The organism is Mucilaginibacter aquariorum, from assembly GCF_024498135.1.
Lineage (GTDB): Bacteria > Bacteroidota > Bacteroidia > Sphingobacteriales > Sphingobacteriaceae > Mucilaginibacter > Mucilaginibacter aquariorum.
The window spans coordinates 1,457,087-1,476,070 of the sequence record NZ_JANHOH010000001.1 but is presented as its reverse complement, the minus strand read 5'-3'; the positions used below and the strand labels follow the sequence as shown (position 1 = coordinate 1,476,070).

Here is an 18,984-nt window from a genome sequence, read left to right as displayed (position 1 = left end):
TAGCAGTTATAATTATTCGCCGAAAACCTTTTCCCGCAACTCTCTCGAAATTTCTCCTGTTACTTTAATAATATCATCTGCAACATGGGTGTTGTTCTCAATGATCTTATCTGCCTGGTTGCGGTAGGGCAATAAATACTCTTTATAGGCCGGTACAACATGGTTTACCCATTTATAGTACGCATCGTCGTTTGAGTAGCCGCGTTCTTCCAGGTCGCGTTTAAGGCGGCGTTGCAGGGCGATGTCTTCGTCGGCCTCGATAAAGATGGTCATATCCAGCACATCCTTAATTTTGCCGAAGTGCATGATGAATAAACCTTCTACAATTATGATAGGAGCAGGTTTTATCTCCAGCATTTTGGGGACTGCACTGGAGTTGTTAAAAGTGTATTCCTGCTTTACAAAACTTTCATTATTCAGTAGCTTGAAAATATCGCTCTCAAAGTGGTCGTGATCTATTGTTGATGGCAGGTCGAAGTTATACTCCTTATTCTCCTCCTTGGTCATGTTATGCGCCACCGGGAAGTAATAGTCATCCTGCGATACCAAACACACCTCGTCGGCACTGAAGTGTTCTAAAAAGCATTTTAAAAAGAAGGTTTTGCCAGATCCGCTGCCACCGGCAACGCCAATTACGTAAGGTTTATTCATTAGGGGTACCGTAGCTGATATTTACATGAAAACGTTTGTCGAGTGCGCCCAATGCTTCAGCAACATTTTTGGTCATCACAATTATAGCATCCTTGGTCGACTCGCTATCGGTAAAGCGGCCAACTACCTTAGCAAAGGTGGTGCGGTTATTCATAGGGTTAGTTATACGCATAACTGTGCCTATTGGGGCTGTACGGTGCAAAATAAGTTTCTTATTAGGGTCAAGGCTGGCATCATCTATCCAGGTGGCCACACCTTTTTCGTTTTTCTCGAATAAACCGTATTTGTTTGCCCCTGCTTTGTGGTTAGCTATGCTATCCGCGGCAGCAACGTAGGTAGAGTCGCGTTGCATGGTATCAGTAGGTGCTGCTTCAATAGGTGCAGGTGCAACACCATTAGGCACCAGTAAAACCTGACCCGGCGTTAAACTGGTCGACTTTAAATTATTTAACGCGGTAATAGCTTCAACGGTAGTATTAAAGCGTTTGGCAATAGCATACAGCGTTTCGTGTGCCGATACCTTGTATTGTTGTGAAGTGGCAGTTGCTGCAGGTGTTTGCGCAGGCTTCTGGTCCTTGTTCTGAACCGGCTGCTGTTGCGTTACTACAGGTGGCTGTGTTTTAATAGGTGCTTGTTCGGCAGGTTTGGTTTGGGGTTGTGTTTTAACCGCAGCCTGCTCGGTAGGTTTAGTTTGTGGTTGTGTTACCGGTTGCTGCACTGCAGGAGTTGGCTTAACCGTTTCCACTATTGACCTTTCGGTAGGTACTTTAATAATTTGGCCAATTTGCATACTGGCGTTATTATTAAACTTTTGGATAACCTTTGGGCTAACGCCGTATTTACGGCCCAGTGAGTAGTAATTATCTTTAGGATCGAGTTTATGGAGGATCACCTTTTTGCCGTTCAGGTTTTCAACACCTATAGAATCGGGCAATGCCGATGCAAATATGGCAGAAGAAATGGTAAGCAAAACGGAGGTTAATAGTAGTATTTTAAATTTCATAATAAATTCTTATTCAGTAATTTATAGTTTTAAAACCTTTATTTCGGCCTTGTTTTTTATATAAATTAGTGCGTTTTTATGTAATACAAACGCCTCGGGTTGTAATTTTTGTATATCCTGGTTCAATAAATCGTGGTATACAACATCATTATTATTTATAATATAAAGATGCTGTTGTAAAGCCCCATTTTTTAAAGTGTGCAAAGATACAATTCTGTAACTATTATGGTTTAGATAATGCACCATATTTCCGTAGGGTTCATCGGGCAAAATACCGGGAACCATTTGGTTTACGGGTGTCATCTCAGGTATGACTATATCATTCTCCAAAGGTTTATCCGTGCCCGCATCATAAGGCCTTAATGTTTGGCCGGTAAGCACATCAACAACAAATAACTTTTTGGGTTGTATATTGGTATTGTACACCACCGGGCCATTAATTGACAGGTGGTCAAAAGCCAGGCTGTAGTTGCTCCAAAGCTCTGCCGATGTTATGGCATTAATGGCTATTATGGATTTGTGCTCGGGGCCGCTTTCGTGCTTGTAATAATGCAAAAGCATTATGCCCTTGTAAATAGCTTCAATACCGGTAAGCCAGCGTTCGGGTAGGGTAAGGGCAGTGAAATATGTTTGGCCGGTTAATATATTAAGCGATGCAAAGCTGGTTTGCTTATCCGTTTCGTTGCGGATCTCGATGGCCATTATACCTGTTTCCCCATCAATTTGCAGCCGCCATATGGTGCCGTTTAGGGTTTGGGAAATGAATGGTTGTAGCATTGTCATTAAGTGTGCAAATATGGCTATTTATATTAAAACCTGTTAACTTTGATAAACAATCCCTACCCAAAGGGTGTTATCACAACAAAAAAACTATTATCATGGACGCTGAAAAAATAAGCTTAGAAGAAGTTAAAGTAAAACCCGTAGTTGACCACCTGAACGACCTGCTGGCAAACTATCATATCCATTACCAAAAATTACGTGGCTGCCACTGGAATGTTAAGGGGAAAAGCTTTTTTACCCTGCACGTTAAATTTGAGGAGTTATATACCGAAGCCCTTACGACTATTGATGAACTTGCCGAACGTATCCTTACCCTGGGTAAACCACCATATAGCACATTTAACGATTATATCACCACATCAAGCCTAAAGGAAGTTAATACCATTGGTATGAAAGATACCGATATGGTGCGGGCGCTGATTGAAGATATGGCTACCCTTATTGAAATGGAACGCCAGTTACTAGACATTACCGCTGATGCCGGAGATGATGGTACCAACGATATGGTGAACCGCTTTATGCAGTTCAAAGAAAAGAACACCTGGATGCTGCGTTCGTTTGTGAACGAAGACTAATCTCTTTGGACGAAGGACGAAAAGATAAGGATAAAAGATATTGTAACTGAAAAAGGGATGAGTTTTACTCATCCCTTTATTATTGCTGTAGGATTCTGTCTCAAATCTCACATCTAATATCTCAAATCGTATTAAAACCGGTATCCCAAAGTTAAGTAACCGTTGTTATTGCTGTTCCTTAACATAGCAGATGGGCTTGCGGTGCCAACATCATAAGGGAATACATTTTGGTTGCCGGAAGAGTGCGCGTAAGTAGCATCTACGTAATAGCTGCCAAAACGCAGGCCAACACCGCCACTCACGGTTTTAATATCGCTGCCGTTTTCTTTACGGGCATTGCCTTGTATACCGTAACCACCACGAAGTAAGAAGAAGTTGGTTAACCGGGCCTCGGCACCAATGTGCGCGTTAACGGTTGATTTATATAAAGATTTAATATCCGGGTTATCAATTCTATCGGCATTATAATCGGGGTTGCTGCTTAGGTGCGCTGTGCTGTAATCAACATACTCAACATCGCCGGTAATAAAACCAAAATGCTTAATAAATACCGACGCGCCACCCGCTAATTTTAGCGGTGTACGTAAATTATAGTTCAGTGTGTAATCGTCAGATTGGTTGCTGGTTGTAGAATTGTTTCCTATTTTTGAAGCAAGCCCTTCATTATAAGCATCGTCTATATTATAAAATGTAGGGGAGGTGAATACCGCACCTAAACGTACTGCTTCGGTAGGTTTATAAATAACACCAAGCTTTGCGGTAAACCCGGTACCGGTTGTTCTTTGGTTCTGTGAATATGCCGAGCTATAATCACGCTTTACAGGTAGGTTGTTTTCCAGTACAGATACAGTGCCATCTTCGTAAAACGTACTAAAAGATGTATAATCAATATCGGTAAAACTAAGGCCTAAACCCAAATAAAGCTTGTTGCTGTAATTACCGCCGATAGAAAAATCGACAGATGATTGACTTCCCCTGCGGTTAATAAATGCTTCCTGGGCAGTTGAAATTGGGCTCGGTGGATTTGCGCTTACGTTATTAGCCCTATACTCGGATGTAGTAGGGGTAAGCTCATACAGATCTATCAGTTGATGATCATAAGCCCAACCTGCTAACGTACCTTGATCAATACCAAATTGATTAGCTTGCCCTGCATAATAATTGTTGATAGAGTTAGTACTATTTGTACCACCGTAATGAATGTTTTGGTTAAAATCGTTTGTGCGGCTAAAACCAACGCCATAGTTAACGCTTAACCAACCTTTATTTTTATCGGCACCGGCTGGTTTACTTAGCTGGTTGTAAATAACAAGGGCTGCATTATTTAAATTAACGGTGTTACGGGAAGCTGAGTTGGCTTGCCCAAAGTAGGTAGATTTAGATTTTGAACCATCAAACTCGGGTGTAATGCTAAACTCCGACCGGGTAAAAAAGCCCAAACCAGCGGGGTTGCCACTAACGTTGCTTAAGTCGCCGCCAACTGCAGTACCGGCATTACCAACCGCTTTTATACGCGAGGTAGATCCGTTTGTAGTTTGCGAGAACCGGATGGCATCTTGCGAATACTGAGCAAAACTATTTTGGGTAAGTGCTACTATAGCAATTACACTTAGTATATATTTAATTTTCATAAACTTTAGGTATGTTAAAATTAGTTCCTTACCGGCCTGCCGCCACCGCCGCCACCACCACTTGAACCGCCGCCGCCTCTTGAGCCACCACTACTTGATGGTGCCGGCATAGAAGAACGTTCACTTGGCTGATAAGTTGGCCTATCGGTACGTACACCACGTGTTGCACGAGTATCACCATAAGCCGGCCTGCCCGCACTACCGTTTGCAGGGCGCGAACCCCGGTTTGGAATGTAGCCTATGCCATTGTTGTTGCCATAAGCTGTACGTGGGCGGTTACCAAATGCGGTGCTGCCCGGGCTGCCATTGCCTCTATAAGGACGCGGGTTGTTGCGATATGCCGAGTAGCCACCCCAATAGTTACCACCATAGCCATATCCATAACCAATACCCCAGAAAGAGTATGGTGAGTAACCCCATGGCGAATAGCCAAAGCCATAACCCCACGGCGAGCCCCATCCATAACCGCCGTAGCCATAACCAAGTCCAATATTCCAGCCGAAGCCGCCATAACCGTAGCCACCGTAACCAAAGCCCAGGCCCATATTCCAGCCGCCGTAGCCGTAAGGCGAATAAAAATTGTCATAATATCCGAAAGGGGAATAATAACCGAAGCGATTTATGCGGGATGCATAATCATCATAGTAAAAATAATTGTCTTCGTCATCATATTGGTCGTTGCCGCCATCCTGGTCGTATTCATCATTTCGGGTAATGTACACAGGCTCTTCGGCCGCGGTCGCGTGCGAGAAATACACGTCATCGTCGTTCTTTGAGGTGGATGCGGTTTTGTTAACGGAGCAGGAACTCAGCGCTATAGCACTGATCAAAATCATTCCTTTAATAAGGTTCCTTTTCATTTTTGTAAGGATGTAAAGTTCTAAGGTCAAATAAACGTATAAATTTATAAATTTGGGCGTTATTAATTTTAATAACAAAGTCAATTTCTATTCCAAAAATCAATATATGAGCAAAGGTGTTATTAGTAAAGACGAAGATTACTCGCAATGGTTTAACGACTTAATAATTAAATCTGATATGGCCGAATATTCGCCTGTCAGGGGGTGCATGATCATTAAACCATATGGTTATTCTATCTGGGAAAAAATACAGGCTGTGCTCGATAAAATGTTTAAAGAAACAGGGCACCAAAATGCTTACTTTCCGTTGCTGATACCAAAATCCTTTTTCTCAAAAGAAGCCAGCCACGTAGAGGGCTTCGCTAAAGAATGTGCCGTGGTTACCCACTACAGGCTAAAGAACGATGGAAACGGGAATATTGTTGTGGATGAAGAAGCAAAATTAGAAGAAGAATTAATCATCCGCCCAACATCAGAAACTATCATCTGGAATACCTACCGCGGATGGATCCAAAGCTACCGCGATCTGCCTATTTTGGTGAACCAATGGGCCAACGTTATGCGCTGGGAAATGCGTACCCGTTTGTTTTTGCGTACCAGCGAATTTTTATGGCAGGAAGGCCATACCGCCCACGCAACAGCCGACGAAGCCATAGCCGAAACAGAACAAATGCTGAATGTTTATGCAGATTTTGCCGAAAACTGGATGGCATTGCCCGTTGTAAAAGGCCGTAAAACACCAAACGAACGTTTCGCCGGTGCTTTAGATACCTATTGCATTGAAGCATTAATGCAGGATGGTAAAGCCTTGCAGGCGGGTACATCGCACTTTTTAGGGCAAAATTTTGCCAAGGCATTTGATGTAAAGTTCACTACCAAAGATAACGTACAGGATTTTGTTTGGGCAACCTCATGGGGGGTATCAACCCGTTTAATTGGTGCGCTAATAATGGCCCACTCTGACGATGCCGGTCTGGTATTGCCACCAAAACTGGCGCCTATCCAGGTTGTGGTTGTGCCAATTTACAAACACGACGAAGAACTGGAGAACATAACTACGTTTGTTAATGCGCTTACAAAAGAGCTGCGTTCAAAAGATATATCTGTTAAGTTTGATAAACGCGATACCCACCGCCCGGGTGCTAAGTTTGCCGAGTACGAATTGAAAGGCGTACCACTACGCGTTGCTATTGGCAGCAGGGATATGCAAAACGGTACAGTTGAGCTTGCCCGCCGCGATACCAAAACCAAAGAAACGGTAAACCAGGAAGGTCTTGCAGCGCATATCGAAGCTTTGTTAGAAGAGATACAAACAAATATTTACGCGAAGGCAGCGACATTCCGCGAGGAAAATACGACCGAAGTGGATACCTACGACGAGTTTAAGCGAATGCTTGATGAGCAACCGGGCTTTTTATCGGCCCATTGGGATGGCACCGCCGAAACTGAACAAAAAATAAAAGATGAAACTAAGGCTACAATCCGTTGTATACCTTTGAATAATAAACAGGAAGAAGGCAAATGTATTTTGACGGGTAAACCGTCTACGCAGAGAGTACTGTTTGCACGAGCGTATTAATTTAGTGCGGGGTGCGGGTTATCGGTGCGATGTTTTCATTAGGCCAATTCCTAGCTCCCCGCACCACAAAACCAACCCCATGAAATTCGGAACAAAAGCAATTCACGCAGGGCAGGAGCCCGACCCAACTACCGGCGCTATTATGACGCCGATATACCAGACATCAACCTACTGGCAAAAATCGCCGGGCGATAATAAAGGTTATGAGTACTCGCGCGGTACCAACCCAACCCGCAAGGCGCTGGAAGATTGTTTGGCAGCATTGGAAAATGCAAAATACGGACTGGCTTTTTCGAGCGGTATGGGTGCTACCGATGCGGTAATGAAACTGCTTGCACCGGGCGATGAGGTGATTACGGGTAATGACCTTTATGGAGGTTCGTACCGTATCTTTACTAAGATATTTGCGAACTATGGTATCAAATTCCATTTCCTTGATCTGTCGAACCCCGATATTATCAACGAATATGTGAACGATAAAACCAAATTGGTTTGGATAGAAACGCCGACCAACCCAACCATGCAGGTGGTAGATATTGAGGCGGTAGGTAAAATAACGAAAGCGAAAAATCTGCTGTTTGTGGTAGATAATACCTTTGCATCGCCATACCTGCAAAACCCTATTGATATGGGTGCCGATGTGGTAATGCACTCGGTTACCAAATACATTGGCGGCCACAGCGATGTGGTAATGGGTGCACTGATGTTAAACGACGAGGAACTTTACAAAAGGCTTTGGTTCATTTATAATGCCTGTGGCGCTACACCGGGCCCTATGGATAGCTTTTTGGTGCTACGCGGTATAAAAACCCTGCACCTGCGTATGAAAGCGCATTGCGAGAACGGCAGACAGGTTGCCGAATTTTTGAAAGATCACCCGCGTGTAGAAAAAATTTACTGGCCGGGTTTCCCTGATTCAAAGAATCACGATATAGCCAAAAAGCAAATGCGCGACTTTGGCGGCATGATCTCTATCGTTTTAAAAGGTGCCGACCTGCAGGAAACCTTCCGCATCGCATCATCATTTAAAGTATTCGCTCTGGCCGAATCATTGGGCGGTGTAGAATCGTTAATTAATCATCCCGTAAGCATGACCCACGGATCTATCCCTAAAACCGAGCGTGAGAAAGCTGGTGTGGTAGATAACCTGTTACGCCTAAGCGTAGGTGTAGAGGATATTGAAGACTTGTTAGAGGATTTGAAACAGGCATTAGCTTAACAAAGAGCCAATAAACCCACGCGTCATTGCGAGGTACGAAACAATCTCTTTAGGACAATTGTACACCCTGCATGGGGGATTTGCTTAAAGAGATTGCTTCGTACCTCGCAATGACGTTTTTAATTAAAAATGAACGATAACCTCAAGTCTTTCCTCGACCAAAAAGTTGCCCAATATAACCGCCCGGAGTTTATCGCGAATGACCCGGTGAGTATCCCGCATATGTTCACAAAGAAGCAGGATATCGAGATCATGGGATTTTGGGCGGCAACACTGGCCTGGGGGCAGCGGGTCACCATCATAAAAAAATGCAGGGAATTGATAACCCTGATGGACGGCGCGCCGTACGACTTTATCATCAATCACGAAGAACCCGACCTAAAAAAACTCCTGCACTTTAAGCACCGCACCTTTAATGATATTGATACGCTATATTTCATAGCTTTTTTTAGGCAGCATTATGAGAACTATGATAGTTTGGAGGATGCATTTGTACCCTCAAATAAATCTGTCATCCTGAACGATAGTGAAGGATCTATTCGCGAATATGCCCTTCAACAAGCTGAGGGTGACCCGACAGTTGAAACTGCCCTCAACTACTTCCGTTCTTATTTCTTTTCCCTGCCCGATTTTCCGCATCGTACTAAAAAACATGTATCCTCGCCATCGCAAAAATCAACCTGCAAGCGGCTGAATATGTTTTTACGCTGGATGGTACGTAACGATAATAACGGCGTTGACTTCAGTATCTGGAACAAACTAAAACCTGCCGACCTCATCTGTCCCTGCGACCTGCATGTTGATCGCGTGGCTCGTCACCTCAAACTCATCACCCGCAAGCAAACAGATTGGCAAACCGCTGTTGAACTAACCGAGGGCTTAAAGGAACTTGACCCGCTTGACCCCGTTAAATATGATTTCGCCCTGTTTGGTTTGGGCATCGAAGAGCGTTGGGGAATTGAAGGGATAATGCCGGAGTTTTAGAATCCCCGTTTCACCAACCTGTCATTTCGAGGGAAGCGCAGCGACGAGAAATCTTGTTCGACTTAAAAAGTGGCGACTTTGCATATAAATAAGATTTTTCGCTACGCTCAAGAGAAAGTTTCTCCTCATACCTCGTTCGAAATGACAATAGTTTTTTACATTAGTAAAAACTATTCTATTGGCACCATCAGAAGAATACCACCTATCCAATTTCCTAAACGGCAAAAGCGGGCACACGCTTGCGCTGTTTGATCATTTTATAAATAGCTTTAATACTATTGGTAAAGTAGAGGTAGTGCCTTTAAAAAGCATGATAGGCCTGGATAATGGTCATAAGCGTATTGCCTATATCACCCAGTTAGGTAAAAACTTTATCCATGTAGTGTTCCCTTTTAAACAGGAATATCCGGATAATCTTTGTTTCCAGAAAATAGCCCAGGTACCCGGCCAGCAACAGTTCAATCATCATTTCAGGATGCTGAATTTGGAGGATGTGAACGATGAAGTACTGGGATTTATGCAGCTGGCTTACCGCGAAGAAGCTTGAAAATAAGCAGCGCTATCTAACTCAGTTTCCAGTCGGGCCTTTCAAAATGGCAGGTATAACCATACGGATGCTTTTGTAAATAATTTTGATGTTCCTCTTCTGCATCCCAAAAATCAGTTTCAGGTACTACTTCGGTAACTATCTTACCTGGCCATACACCAGAAGCTTCCATTTCTGCGATCAACGCATTTGCTGTCTCGCGCTGGCTTTCATTACTATAAAAAATGGCAGAACGATAAGAGGCACCAATATCGTTGCCTTGCCGGTTTCGCGTTGTTGGGTCATGGATCTGGAAAAAGTATTCCAATAGTTTACGATACGATAAAACTGCCGGATCAAATACTACTGCTATAGCTTCAGCATGTGTACCATGGTTCCGGTAGGTTGCATTCGGCACGTTGCCACCAGTGTATCCCACAACAGTAGAAATAACACCGGGATAATTCCTGAGAAGCTCTTCTACTCCCCAAAAACAACCGCCTGCCAAAATAGCTTTTTCAGTGTTCATATAGCTTTATTTATAATAAACTAAGGTAAGTACAAATAATTAAATGGCAGTAATAAACTGTGGTACTCTCCGTTCATTTTACCCTTAGCTTACACATTAAAGGTGATAGTAAGGGATTTTGTTTTGGGCAGATATTGAAATACATTACCGCTGAATGGTAGAACCAGCCCGTAAGTTAATATTATGGCTACTGCTTTTTAGGCTGGTTTTGGTGTCGCGTTATTGTTGAGCCCGAACATGTTCAACAACAACAGTCGGGGTCTTTTCACCTTCATCTATCCTTACTAATTTGCTATCAACAAAATAATAGTATAAGTAGGTATTATGGCCGTTTTCCTGCCCGTTAATTATTTTGTAAACGGTTCTTTCTGCAGATGTTTCAACTAATTGGGCAGTGAGCCACTTGTTGCGTTTTTTAAACTCAGTTTCTGATGTGCCCAAAGCATAGTTTTGCATGCTGCAACTGCTGATAATAACGGTAAGCAATAATAAAATAAGGGATAACTTTTTCATAAAGTTCAGGTATAAAATAGTGCATTTGTATACCTGTATGACTTGCTCCGTAACCCAAGGTTTAGGCTTTTAAAAAAGATTATTCAGAATTATGGCGTGTGCCGGAATCGATCATTGCTATCCCGCTCTCATAGAAATCGTTAGAAGGGGCCGGTCTGTTTCTAACATCGCTATAATCTGACTCCTTTTTAAGGATATAAAATACCAACGCCGACCAAATGAACGGTACAAGCACTGTAAACCAGCTGTTTATTCGCTTTTGCTTTTTTGTAAAAAGTGTTGTACTACCTATTCTGATAATAGTATATATGGCAAGAAAAGCATGAGCTATAACTAATAAAAGAAGTACTATCTCTATGCCGTCCATATCTCAAATCTACGCTTCTTCCTTAAAATAAACCTTATAGTAGTTCATAGACTTATCGTCGTCAAAGCCTTTCTCAATCAGCTTGTTATCCCCGTGAATATAAATGTGGAAATTTTTGTCCAGTTTTAAAACGCTTTTATAAACCCGGGCCTGTTTTTTTACGGCGTTGCCGGATATCTCAAAGCTATCGGCTATGGTAGTATCAAATTCCTCCTCGTACTGGCTTTTAAAGTTTTTGAAGGACGTAATAGCTTCAGGGTTGCTGATCACTTCTTCGCTAAACTCATCCAAATCAAAGGTTTCTTTTTCCTTAAAATACTTCATTGAGCGGTTAAGCAGGTCTATCTTATCGGTTTTGCTCATGGCAAACTCATCGTCAAGCTTTTGAGTAACAAAGTTTTTGTATACGCCTAATGTATTGGTGGTTTGGTTAAAACTATCATTACGGATCTTTAACTGTAAAAACTCATCCTTCCAGTACACAGCGGCATCTTGCCCGCTGCTAACTTTATCAACTACAACCACTTTGTAACCATTCTCTTTTTCGATATTAAAGATCAGCACACCTTTATCCAGTTTGTTAATGTTAATGGCATCCTGCTCATAATCTACCGCGAAACCACCCTGATCCGGGTAAACCTTCAGGTAGGTTTCCTTATTTTCCGATTTAAAGATCCCTATGGCATCAAGCGGGTTGCCTTCTATTTGTACCTTATTAAAGTAAACCACGTAAAGTTCACCGCCTTTAATGTTGGGATGGGTGCTTACTTTGTACAGGTGCTTGGCAATCTGTTCAGACATTTCCTGGAATCTTTCCTTATCCTCAAATACTTTTGTAGCAAAGTTATGCAGCTCGTTAAGGGCAAGGTCGCCACTGCTATGCATCAGGTGGTAAACTTCGTTGGCCTTTTCAAAAGGTTTCAGAAAATACTGCATCAACAGGTTGGGGATAATATCATCCTTCAACTCAAGCGGTTGGGCAGACAAGGCGTACATTTCGCCCTGCGATTGGTTACCTACGTGATGAACAGAAATAGTATCGAGCGAAGCTTCAAAAAAAGTTACCATAGTGTGGCGAAAATAAAACTTTTAGTTCATAGTAAATTGCGACTTTTGCAGATAGTAAAATGGCACAAACAGAAGAGACTATAGTAGCGCTTGCTACACCAAACGGCATAGGGGCAATAGGGGTGATCAGGCTTTCGGGGCCGGACGCGATAACTATCGCGCAAAAGGTTTGGAAAGGTAAAGACCTTACGCAACAAGCATCGCATACCCTGCACTTTGGGCGTATAGTAGATGGCGAGCTGGAACTTGATGAGGTGGTGGCTTCCTTATTTATAGCGCCACGTTCGTATACGCGCGAGAACGTGGTAGAGATCTCGTGCCATGGATCAAATTATATTATCGAATCTATTATAAAACTACTGATAAGGAATGGCGCGCGCGCTGCTAAAGCAGGCGAATTTACACTGAGGGCATTTTTGAATGGCCAGCTTGACCTTTCGCAAGCCGAGGCCGTTGCCGATCTGATCGCGTCAAACTCTAAAGCATCGCAGCAGGTAGCCCTGCAGCAATTACGCGGAGGCTTTAGTAACCAGTTACAACAACTGCGCGATCAGCTGGTTCAGTTTGCATCCCTTATAGAACTGGAGCTTGATTTTGCCGAAGAGGATGTAGAATTTGCTAACCGCGACCAGCTAAAAAAACTAACGCACGATATTACCCGTGTTATTGGCAGCCTCATCCAATCCTTTGAATTAGGTAATGCCATTAAAAATGGTGTAAATACGGTGATAGCCGGTCGGCCAAACGCCGGGAAATCTACCTTGTTGAATGCTTTACTTAACGAGGAACGTGCTATTGTGAGCCATATCCCGGGTACTACACGGGATACTATCGAAGAGGTACTGAATATACAAGGCATCAACTTCCGGCTGATTGATACGGCCGGCATTCGCGAAGCTACAGACACCATTGAGCAGATAGGGGTGCAGCGTACCATGGAAAAAATAAGCCAGAGTGCATTGCTGTTGTACGTTTATGATGCCGGAGAGATAAGCCTTGCCGATTTAAACAGTGACATAGAGGGCTTGCAAAAGCCCGGTGTAACCATGCTGATCATCGCCAACAAAGCAGATCTGTTGAATGCCGAGCAATTAGCTGCTTTGCCGCATACCGATAAAGCCATCATCATCTCTGCCAAAGAGAAACATCATATTAACGAATTGAAGCATAAAATATATGGGGCTGCTGTAAAAGATCAGCTAACGGGCCACGAAACACTGGTAACCAACATCCGTCATCTCGAAGCACTGCAAAAAACAGAAGAGGCGCTGATACGGGTTTTAGCGGGAATAGATACTGTAACATCAGATTTTTTATCAATGGATATAAAACAAGCCCTGCATTACCTGGGCGAAATAACCGGCGCCGTTACAACGGATGATTTGCTGGAGAATATATTTAGTAAGTTCTGTATTGGCAAGTAAACAGCGCAAATAATTGATAATTAAATAGTTGTGAATTCATTTCAGAAAGTAAAAATCTCACTTTATTTGACGACAATAGTATCGACATGGTAATTTATTGCCTCGCTTGCTTATATGTTTGCTCCGGATAAGCCGAAGGCATTTGCAGAAGTATACCGGGTACTAAAACCGGGCGGCTTATTTTTATTTACCACCTGGGATAAATTGGAGAATAATGCCGCATCCTATATATACCTGCAGATCTATTGCCGAGCAATACCTGGAAGAGTCATTACCTGAATCTTCTAATCTTGCGACCCCGATGCATGATGAAGTTGTCATAACACCATTATTACAGGATGCCGGTTTTGTGGAAATATCAATTGAAAAAGTTGGACTCTTCTCTGTCAGGCCAACTGCAAAAGAAGCAGCATGTGATCTTGTGGAGTGGGGCGGATTGTATTTCTTCAAAGCGGGCCCTGTTAAGAAGGGAGGTCCTTTATCTGAGACTTACCTGGACCGATTGTACGGAAGTTTAAGAAAATAAGGTACATAAATAAACCCTGCAGATTTGCGGGACAAGGCGCTCGGAGTGGCAACCACTACGTTACAGTTTTTTAAATAGGACTGTTAATATCTCCAAATTACTAATATCGTTGATGGTTAAAAGCCATGGGTAGGGCAGTTGAGTTTAAAACGGTTGTTTAGCAACAAGCCGATAAACACCTCATGCGTTCCGCCGGGAACCGTGCGTAGCGGTGCGCTATTCATATCGTAACCGTAACCAAAATTCAAGAAAGAGCTAAGATTGAAACCAGCCATGCCGGTATACGAATCGTTACGGCGATAAGATGCCCCAAGCCAAAACTTGTTGCGGAAAGAAACCTTAGTATTTACATCAAAAGATACAGGTACGGGTTTTGTGAATTTTAGCAGTGCCGATGGCGTTATACTGATATCCTCGTTAAGGAATACTTTGATGCCCGCCGTAAAAAAATAATGCTGTACCGCTGGGTTATTTAAATTGTGATTATTGTATTGTTCAAAGTTTTGACGGGGTAGCAGTTGTTGTACTGAGAAGCCGGCGAAATAACTGCGCGCATAAACCCAGATGCCAAAACCAAGGTTCGGCGCCCAGGTATTGGCGCTAAGGTTCGAAAGGGTCTGGTCATTGCCATCCTTCACCGTCAGCATCGATATGTTGATCTGTTGGTGGGTGTACCCGGCCGATATGCCCAAGGACAGGTTTAGCCCGCGGCTGATACCGAGGTGGTAGGCATAGGTACCCTGAATATCGGTTTGGGTGATTGCCCCGGTTTTGTCCGATACGATCATCATGCCAATACCGTGGTGCGGGTCAGAAGCCTGATAAGCAGACGGATCAAAGCGGCTGAACGGGTTTTGACTTTCCTCAGATGCGAAAGAGTTGGCGTCACCATTAACGAAAGTATTCCCAATAGGAGCGTTTATAGAAAAAAAAGAAGTTACCGGCGCACCTTCTAATCCTGTCCACTGGCCTCGGTAACCCAGTTTTACATCGGTATAATTCTCTATTCCGGAAAGGGCGGGATTAAGCAGGTAGTTGTTAAAAATATACTGGCTGTACTGCGGGCGTTGCTGCGCGTGCAAACCCAACGACCCGCACAACAGGATGGTTGCCAGGAAAGCACAGAGCAGTTTAATTGGGCTTCTAACAATCATCGCAGTACAGTTACATATCCCGAGAATGATTTTTGGCCGTTCCCGGGGTCAATGGTGTAATAATAAGTGCCTGTTGGTACATCTTGTCCTTTATACCTGCCATCCCAAAATTTATCCGGGCCTGTGGTATGGAATACAACAATACCGTAACGATTGAAAACATTGGTAACCACATGTGGATAATACTCTAGGTTATCAATTTCCCACAGGTCGTTTTTACCGTCGCCATTTGGTGTGAACGTGTTGCGTACCAACGGGATGCGGGCAACCTCGAGGGCAATGGCGGCAATATCTGTACAGGCACCATTAGATATACTGACATGGTAGGTAGTCGTTTCTGTAGCGCTGCTAACCGGATAAGCGATATCTGTATGGTCTAACCCGGTAGCAGGTTCCCAGCTATAGGTGAGCCCTGTACCCTGGTATGCCGGTTTCAGTTTTATAGGTGTGCCGCTATTGGTATGGAATGTTTGGTCGTCAACTAATGGTTCAGCCAATACATTTACCTGTTGCGTTTTAAAATCGATGCAATTGCCCGCTGTTGTATACTCGAACCTTATTTCGTGCTTGCCGGTGCCGGCTGCTGCGGGCGAGAAGATACCCTTTTCGTTAACACCGGGCCCAGAGTATTTCCCTAAACCTGCCAGCCCGTTTTGTTCCTTTGCTTTCAACAGCATGGATGGTGCCGTTACACATACCGGCTGAATAGCGGGGAAGTCGATTTGAGGAGGTGGAAATTGTGTGACAACTATTTCCTTCACATCGGTACAATCGGCACCCGAGTAAGCAACTAACCGGATAGGATGGTCGCGGGCTTCACTTCCGCTAAGCGGCGGGTAATCAAATGTTAATAGTTGCCCGGATTGTGGCGTGGTAACAAGCATTTTTTGACTTGGTTGCCCTAGTACATCGAAATAAACTTCCAGTTTACTTACCTGCCCGAAACTTTCTGCGTAAGAGGTGTTTTTAAGCGTTAAACGATTCCCGCAAAGATTTGTTCCGTCCGGGAATTCCATTGCGGCCTTTGGAGGCCCGCTGATAATAACGGTTTTCTCAATTGGTTTTGCACACCCCTGATCTGAGCTTACTGTTAACGAAACCTGGTAAGATCCCGGGGCAGAAAAATGGTGCCGGGCATCTTTATCAGATGATTGGTTGTCTGGCGACAGCGGATCTCCGAAATTCCACTGGTAATGCAGGTTGGCATTGCCTGCAGCAGATGAGTTATTGCTGAAGGTGGTGAGGGCATCCTGGCTGCAGCTTTCGGGGAAGGTAAAGTCGGTTAGTATTTCGGGGTTTATCGTTTCTATCTTTTCGAAAGTACCACTGGAACAACCTTGTGCATTCAATAATGTTAGCCGAACAGTATAATTACCGCCCGCCTGGTAAATATGCTGTGCAGTTTTATCAGGAGTTTCCAGTACTGCGCTTCCGTCGCCAAAATCCCATTGCCATGTAACCGGGCCGAAAGCTGCTGAACCGGTCATATCCGTAAAGGTAATTTTATTACCTGCACAGGCAGGTGTAGACGCTGTAAATGACGGGGTGAAATTAGTAATAACCAGCGGGATGATCTTTACTGCCTTGCAGCCAGCGGCAGAGCTTATAGTAAGGGTTATCTGGAATGTACCGGATCCGGAAAAAGTATGAGCCGGGTTTTGTTCTGTTGATAAATTGGCCAGACCGGAATTTTGATCACCAAAGTCCCAGGCATACTTTAATGCCCCTATACCGGTACTCTGGTCAGTGAATCGGTAACTGTTTGAACAGTTTAGCATCGTAGGCCGAAAGTTAGGAACAGGTACAGGAAGGCTGGTGAAACTATAATTTATCTCCTGGTTCCCCCCGGCGCAATTAGCCAAACCGTAAGCCGCGATGATGTTGACCTGGTGTACGCCTGGTTGATTGTAAGCAGGCGATTTAGGGAATTTGTAAACATAGGATGTCTTGTTGTTTTCGGTAACCTGTGTAGCTGTGGGGTTAAACTGTACTGTTGCCTGTTCCTGCGCATCAAGTTTCCAACTTATTTTCGGGCTAGGATAGGGTAGGGTGAGCCGGAAGTAAAAGTCTTCGTTCACACAGGCGCTGTCGATCTCTTTTTGCAAAATGTCACTGTAACCGCTTATTTTTTCGCTTGCTGCCAGACTTGTTCCGGCCGAGTAAGCGTATGATTCAACCTTACCAAACCCGTAGGCAATAGCATTGAAACCACCATTTGCGTTGAGGTGAAAACTTCCGCTGGTTTGCCGTGGCAGTAACAACTGAAGGTAAGCGTAATCTGGCATTGCGGAAAAAGGGGTGAAGGCTTTCGTAGGAGCAACCCCGTTTATCCGGAAGGACGCGGTATCCGCTGCTTTGATCAGCACATTGATAAATTGTTCCTGTATATGTTCCCTGTTTGAAGAAAAAATAGTGATATCTTTTATATTATAACTTACGGGGTTCAATAACACCATATCAGGATCGCCTATTGTTCCCGTGTACGGAAGATTGGGGTAAGTATTACTACAGGATTGGGAAAGAGCGAACTGGGCCACGCTGACCGGGCTGTTGGTGCTAATATAAGTTGGCTCGGAAAGCGGGTTCGGCGTCGAGTAAAATTCACCGCTATTTAAATGAGCAACCTCTACGCCGTTAAAACTGACTGCTGTGCCGTCATCTTTAGCAACTATTCTTACCATTTGTCCGGCCGTCCTCACCAGATAGGGATTAGCGGAAGACTCTTTGGAGAATGGAATGAGGCCATAGTTCGTTCCCCAGCTTTCTACAGGATAACATTGCTGGTAAAGCGGGTCAAGGGTGGCAGCGCTACACCTTGGCGAGGAGATGATTACGCCCGAGCTGCCGGAAAAAACGGCGAATCTGTTGCAGGACGAGGCGGCAGGTCCTTCTGTCCTAACGTAAGCACCGGTAAGGTCATTAACGGTTAAATATTCATACACATCTCCCGCATGTTCCAATAGGACACCCCCAGGTATAAGCTCGGTACCATCTTTTTTTATGAATACCCGGGTATTGGGTTCTGTAGCGACTAAAGTAATAAAGTTTTTGCCCTCAAAGTTAGATTGATTATAGTTCATGCTATAATATTGCTTCCCGAGGGCATCCACGGGTAAAATAAGGGAGGCTGCAGACCGGTTTCCGGCAAAAATATGCGCGTACACTACTACTTTTGGTTGGCCAACATCCACGGTTACATGAATTGCCCGGTTGTTAAGCACGACCCCGCTTTCCTCCTCATTTATATACGCGTTAATCCTGGGAACACGTATTTCCATCACAGAATTGGCGGCAATTGAAAAAGGGACACTAAAATTTCCTGCTGTAATCTTACCGGAAGAGGCATGGTTACTGGTAATAAATACGCTGATATTGGCAAGTTCTTCCTGATAGGTAGTGGCATTGATATCAGGTTTATGCGTGGGAAAGGTTATCCAAAATTCCGACCCGCTATTTGATGTTATTTGTCCTGAGGCTGTAACTTCAGAAAACATAAGCAGCAAGATGGACAGGAAGGAGGCATTGCCCGCTTGCTTAAACCATCCCTTAAAACGAGATAAGAAAATCAGCAAGTACACTTTGATAATAGTGT

The 18,984-nt window shown here is 43.9% G+C and carries 18 protein-coding genes; 8 read left to right on the top strand and 10 right to left on the bottom strand.

Going from position 1 to position 18,984, the window contains the following annotated elements:
- Positions 1–12 precede the first annotated feature (12 nt).
- From NPE20_RS06310 to NPE20_RS06300, 3 genes are read right to left on the bottom strand one after another with little or no spacing between them, the layout of a single operon-like run.
- Positions 13–651 (bottom strand): uridine kinase family protein, encoded by a 639-nt coding sequence (locus NPE20_RS06310; protein WP_256537765.1) that lies wholly within the window; start codon positions 649–651, stop codon positions 13–15.
- Positions 644–1,654, bottom strand: coding sequence for a LysM peptidoglycan-binding domain-containing protein (locus tag NPE20_RS06305; protein WP_256537764.1), 1,011 nt, complete (start codon positions 1,652–1,654; stop codon positions 644–646). Before NPE20_RS06305 ends, NPE20_RS06310 begins: the two co-directional genes overlap by 8 nt.
- A gap of 21 nt (positions 1,655–1,675) precedes the next feature.
- Positions 1,676–2,431: a DUF4905 domain-containing protein gene (locus NPE20_RS06300; protein ID WP_256537763.1), complete on the bottom strand. Its 756-nt coding sequence runs from the start codon at positions 2,429–2,431 to the stop codon at positions 1,676–1,678.
- Between the two features lie 101 nt (positions 2,432–2,532).
- Here NPE20_RS06300 and NPE20_RS06295 point away from each other — a divergent pair, with 101 nt between their 5' ends.
- Positions 2,533–3,012: a Dps family protein gene (locus NPE20_RS06295; protein WP_256537762.1), complete on the top strand. Its 480-nt coding sequence runs from the start codon at positions 2,533–2,535 to the stop codon at positions 3,010–3,012.
- Between the two features lie 131 nt (positions 3,013–3,143).
- On the opposite strand, the gene NPE20_RS06290 is transcribed toward NPE20_RS06295, so the two are convergent.
- Both NPE20_RS06290 and NPE20_RS06285 read right to left on the bottom strand, forming a co-directional pair.
- The gene (locus NPE20_RS06290) at positions 3,144–4,643 is read right to left on the bottom strand and encodes an OmpP1/FadL family transporter (protein ID WP_256537761.1); all 1,500 of its coding nucleotides are present in this window, start codon (positions 4,641–4,643) and stop codon (positions 3,144–3,146) included.
- A gap of 20 nt (positions 4,644–4,663) precedes the next feature.
- A complete protein-coding gene (locus tag NPE20_RS06285) occupies positions 4,664–5,503 on the bottom strand; it encodes a hypothetical protein (protein ID WP_256537760.1) in 840 nt (279 codons plus the stop codon).
- Between the two features lie 106 nt (positions 5,504–5,609).
- Between NPE20_RS06285 and proS the strand changes: the two genes are divergently transcribed.
- The 4 genes from proS to NPE20_RS06265 all read left to right on the top strand — a co-directional run bounded on the left by proS (position 5,610) and on the right by NPE20_RS06265 (position 9,832).
- On the top strand, positions 5,610–7,082 hold the full coding sequence (gene proS, locus NPE20_RS06280) for a proline--tRNA ligase (RefSeq protein WP_256537759.1): 1,473 nt from the start codon (positions 5,610–5,612) through the stop codon (positions 7,080–7,082).
- A gap of 46 nt (positions 7,083–7,128) precedes the next feature.
- Positions 7,129–8,301: a cystathionine gamma-synthase gene (locus NPE20_RS06275; protein WP_256538674.1), complete on the top strand. Its 1,173-nt coding sequence runs from the start codon at positions 7,129–7,131 to the stop codon at positions 8,299–8,301.
- Between the two features lie 129 nt (positions 8,302–8,430).
- On the top strand, positions 8,431–9,285 hold the full coding sequence (locus NPE20_RS06270; RefSeq protein WP_256537758.1) for a TIGR02757 family protein: 855 nt from the start codon (positions 8,431–8,433) through the stop codon (positions 9,283–9,285).
- A gap of 178 nt (positions 9,286–9,463) precedes the next feature.
- Positions 9,464–9,832 (top strand): DUF5655 domain-containing protein, encoded by a 369-nt coding sequence (locus NPE20_RS06265; protein WP_256537757.1) that lies wholly within the window; start codon positions 9,464–9,466, stop codon positions 9,830–9,832.
- A gap of 16 nt (positions 9,833–9,848) precedes the next feature.
- Here NPE20_RS06265 and msrA read toward each other — a convergent pair whose 3' ends face one another.
- The 3 genes from msrA to NPE20_RS06250 all read right to left on the bottom strand — a co-directional run bounded on the left by msrA (position 9,849) and on the right by NPE20_RS06250 (position 12,288).
- Complete coding sequence (msrA, locus tag NPE20_RS06260; protein WP_256537756.1) at positions 9,849–10,340, bottom strand: peptide-methionine (S)-S-oxide reductase MsrA; 492 nt, start codon at positions 10,338–10,340, stop codon at positions 9,849–9,851.
- Between the two features lie 219 nt (positions 10,341–10,559).
- Positions 10,560–10,853: a hypothetical protein gene (locus NPE20_RS06255; RefSeq protein WP_256537755.1), complete on the bottom strand. Its 294-nt coding sequence runs from the start codon at positions 10,851–10,853 to the stop codon at positions 10,560–10,562.
- Positions 10,854–11,229: 376 nt separating this feature from the next.
- Positions 11,230–12,288: a nucleoid-associated protein gene (locus NPE20_RS06250; protein ID WP_256537754.1), complete on the bottom strand. Its 1,059-nt coding sequence runs from the start codon at positions 12,286–12,288 to the stop codon at positions 11,230–11,232.
- A 59-nt stretch (positions 12,289–12,347) separates the two neighbouring features.
- Between NPE20_RS06250 and mnmE the strand changes: the two genes are divergently transcribed.
- From mnmE to NPE20_RS06240, 3 genes are all read left to right on the top strand, one after another.
- Positions 12,348–13,712, top strand: a complete 1,365-nt coding sequence (mnmE, locus tag NPE20_RS06245; RefSeq protein ID WP_256537753.1) for a tRNA uridine-5-carboxymethylaminomethyl(34) synthesis GTPase MnmE — start codon at positions 12,348–12,350, stop codon at positions 13,710–13,712.
- A 96-nt stretch (positions 13,713–13,808) separates the two neighbouring features.
- Positions 13,809–13,991: a class I SAM-dependent methyltransferase gene (locus NPE20_RS26930; RefSeq protein WP_354003236.1), complete on the top strand. Its 183-nt coding sequence runs from the start codon at positions 13,809–13,811 to the stop codon at positions 13,989–13,991.
- Positions 13,927–14,238 carry a hypothetical protein gene (locus NPE20_RS06240; protein WP_256537752.1) on the top strand — a complete coding sequence of 104 codons (312 nt, stop codon included), beginning with the start codon at positions 13,927–13,929 and terminating at the stop codon, positions 14,236–14,238. Before NPE20_RS26930 ends, NPE20_RS06240 begins: the two co-directional genes overlap by 65 nt.
- Before the next feature lie 116 nt (positions 14,239–14,354).
- On the opposite strand, the gene NPE20_RS06235 is transcribed toward NPE20_RS06240, so the two are convergent.
- Positions 14,355–15,392, bottom strand: a complete 1,038-nt coding sequence (locus NPE20_RS06235) for a PorP/SprF family type IX secretion system membrane protein (protein WP_256537751.1) — start codon at positions 15,390–15,392, stop codon at positions 14,355–14,357.
- Positions 15,389–18,964, bottom strand: a complete 3,576-nt coding sequence (locus NPE20_RS06230; protein WP_256537750.1) for a gliding motility-associated C-terminal domain-containing protein — start codon at positions 18,962–18,964, stop codon at positions 15,389–15,391. Before NPE20_RS06230 ends, NPE20_RS06235 begins: the two co-directional genes overlap by 4 nt.
- Positions 18,965–18,984 lie beyond the last annotated feature (20 nt).

What these genes read in the sequence shown, in the direction of transcription:
- NPE20_RS06310 (WP_256537765.1), bottom strand. Translation starts at nt 651, where the DNA reads ATGAATAAACCTTACGTAATTGGCGTTGCCGGTGGCAGCGGATCTGGC.
- NPE20_RS06305 (WP_256537764.1), bottom strand. Translation starts at nt 1,654, where the DNA reads ATGAAATTTAAAATACTACTATTAACCTCCGTTTTGCTTACCATTTCT.
- NPE20_RS06300 (WP_256537763.1), bottom strand. Translation starts at nt 2,431, where the DNA reads ATGCTACAACCATTCATTTCCCAAACCCTAAACGGCACCATATGGCGG.
- NPE20_RS06295 (WP_256537762.1), top strand. Translation starts at nt 2,533, where the DNA reads ATGGACGCTGAAAAAATAAGCTTAGAAGAAGTTAAAGTAAAACCCGTA.
- NPE20_RS06290 (WP_256537761.1), bottom strand. Translation starts at nt 4,643, where the DNA reads ATGAAAATTAAATATATACTAAGTGTAATTGCTATAGTAGCACTTACC.
- NPE20_RS06285 (WP_256537760.1), bottom strand. Translation starts at nt 5,503, where the DNA reads ATGAAAAGGAACCTTATTAAAGGAATGATTTTGATCAGTGCTATAGCG.
- proS (WP_256537759.1), top strand. Translation starts at nt 5,610, where the DNA reads ATGAGCAAAGGTGTTATTAGTAAAGACGAAGATTACTCGCAATGGTTT.
- NPE20_RS06270 (WP_256537758.1), top strand. Translation starts at nt 8,431, where the DNA reads ATGAACGATAACCTCAAGTCTTTCCTCGACCAAAAAGTTGCCCAATAT.
- msrA (WP_256537756.1), bottom strand. Translation starts at nt 10,340, where the DNA reads ATGAACACTGAAAAAGCTATTTTGGCAGGCGGTTGTTTTTGGGGAGTA.
- NPE20_RS06255 (WP_256537755.1), bottom strand. Translation starts at nt 10,853, where the DNA reads ATGAAAAAGTTATCCCTTATTTTATTATTGCTTACCGTTATTATCAGC.
- NPE20_RS06250 (WP_256537754.1), bottom strand. Translation starts at nt 12,288, where the DNA reads ATGGTAACTTTTTTTGAAGCTTCGCTCGATACTATTTCTGTTCATCAC.
- mnmE (WP_256537753.1), top strand. Translation starts at nt 12,348, where the DNA reads ATGGCACAAACAGAAGAGACTATAGTAGCGCTTGCTACACCAAACGGC.
- NPE20_RS06240 (WP_256537752.1), top strand. Translation starts at nt 13,927, where the DNA reads ATGCCGCATCCTATATATACCTGCAGATCTATTGCCGAGCAATACCTG.
- NPE20_RS06235 (WP_256537751.1), bottom strand. Translation starts at nt 15,392, where the DNA reads ATGATTGTTAGAAGCCCAATTAAACTGCTCTGTGCTTTCCTGGCAACC.